Consider the following 1,812-nt stretch of genomic DNA (forward strand, 5'->3'; position numbering starts at 1 on the left):
CTGGCCGGCGGAGCTGCGCGAGCGCGCCGACTTCGGCGTGCGCCTGGCGGCGCCCTACGACCGCCTGCTGGCCGGCCAGCAGGTGCGCGCGCAGCCCACCGGCCGGCAGGTGCTGGGGGCGGTGACGCCGCAGGCGACGGTACAGATCGCCGCCAGCGCGCCGATCGCCGCGGTGGCCGGCCTGCAGTCGCCGTTCCATGCCCAGCGCAGCATCGTCGCCCTGCTCGCCAGCGGGGCCGAGGACTACGCCCTGCTGCGCGACACCCTGGCCGATCCCGGCGCGCGCGAGGGGATGGCCGGCTCGCTGGCGCTGATCCGCAGCAGCGGGGTGCACAGCCAGTTCGTCGGCGAGCCCTACTACGTCGGCGAACTGCCCTGGTGGCTGCTGCTGTGGTTCCACCTCTCCGAGCATCCGCTGCTGGTGGCGGCGCTGAGCGCGCTCAGCGTGGTGCTTGGTGCCTTCCTGGTCTGGTGCCTGCTGCGCGGCGTGGCCCGCCGCCGGCGCGGGGAGGCCTGAGCATGCGGCTTCTGTTCCGTGCCCTGCTGCTCGCCGCGCTGAGCCTGCCGGCGGCTGCCGCCGATTGCGCCTGGCCGGCCTGGGACGCCTTCCGCGTGGCGCTGGTCAGCGCCGACGGCCGGGTGATCGACCCGTCCTCGTCGCGGCGCATCAGCACCTCGGAGGGCCAGGCCTACGCGCTGTTCTTCGCCCTGGTGGCCGACGACCGCGACGGCTTCGCCCGCCTGCTGCGCTGGACCGAGAACAACCTGGCCGGCGGCGACCTGCGCCGGCACCTACCGGCCTGGCTGTGGGGCCGGGCGGACGACGGCCAGTGGCGGGTGCTCGACGCCAACAACGCCAGCGACGCCGACCTCTGGCTGGCCTACAGCCTGCTGGAGGCCGGGCGCCTGTGGCAGCGGCCGGACTACGCCCGCCTGGGCCAGGACCTGCTCTGGCGCAGCGCCGCGCAGACCCTGCAGCCGCTGCCGGGGCTCGGCCTGATGCTGCTGCCGGGCGACCAGGGCTTCGTCGAGGAGGCCGGCTGGCGGCTCAACCCCAGCTACCTGCCGCCGCAGCTGCTCGAGCGCTTCGCCGCCATCGCCCCGGTGTGGGCCGAGCTGGCCGGCAACGCCCGCCGCCTGCTGCGCGAGGGTTCCCCGCACGGGCTGGCGCCGGACTGGCTGCTGTGGCGGCGCGCACAGGGCTGGGCGGCCGACCCCGAGCACGGCCGCGAGGGCGACTACGACGCCATCCGCGTCTACCTGTGGGTCGGCATGCTGGCCGCCGACGCTCCCGGACGCGCCGAGCTGCAGCGCCATTTCGCGCCCATGGCGGCGCTGACCGCCGCGCACGGCGCGCCGCCGGAGCGCATTGACGCCGGCGACGGCCGCGCCGAGGGGCAGGGCGGTGCGGGTTTCAGCGCCGCCCTGCTGCCGCTGCTGGCCAGCCTCGATCCGGCCGCGCACGCCAGCCAGCGTGCGCGGCTGGCGCAGCAGCCGGCGGCGGCGCAGGCCTACTACGATCAGGTGCTCGGCCTGTTCGGCGGCGGCTGGGACGCCGGACGCTTCCGCTTCGCCGCCGACGGCCGGCTGCTGCCGGCCTGGGAGCAGCGATGCGCGGATTGACGGCTCTGCTGTTGTGCGGCGCGCTGCTGCCGGGAGCGGCGGCGGCGCAGGCCCTGCCGGTCGAGCAGCAGCGCGCCTGGCTGCTCGGCCAGGTGCGCCTCGGCGAGGCGCTGGAGCGCGACGATCTGGTCAGCGGCGCCCTCGAGCGCCTGCAGCTGCTGGAGCCGGACAGCCCCGAGGCCCAGGCCG

Annotated in this window: 2 protein-coding genes and 1 pseudogene; all 3 read left to right on the top strand. The window is 76.5% G+C overall.

Going from position 1 to position 1,812, the window contains the following annotated elements:
- Positions 1 to 517, top strand: a pseudogene (locus E5198_RS21695) (cellulose synthase regulator BcsB); the annotation flags it as partial.
- Positions 518 to 519: 2 nt separating this feature from the next.
- Entirely contained in the window at positions 520 to 1,623 is a 1,104-nt protein-coding gene (gene bcsZ, locus E5198_RS21080) for a cellulose synthase complex periplasmic endoglucanase BcsZ (RefSeq protein ID WP_136491850.1), read from the top strand.
- Positions 1,611 to 1,812 (top strand): hypothetical protein (locus E5198_RS21085; protein WP_136491851.1); only part of this gene is annotated, 202 nt, incomplete at its 3' end. The genes bcsZ and E5198_RS21085, both read left to right, overlap by 13 nt.

Origin of the sequence: Pseudomonas sp. A-1, from assembly GCF_004801855.1 — a bacterium.
Taxonomy (GTDB): domain Bacteria; phylum Pseudomonadota; class Gammaproteobacteria; order Pseudomonadales; family Pseudomonadaceae; genus Geopseudomonas.

Bases quoted from the DNA above. Each gene is read 5' to 3' on its own strand.
- bcsZ (WP_136491850.1), top strand. From the start codon at position 520: ATGCGGCTTCTGTTCCGTGCCCTGCTGCTCGCCGCGCTGAGCCTGCCG.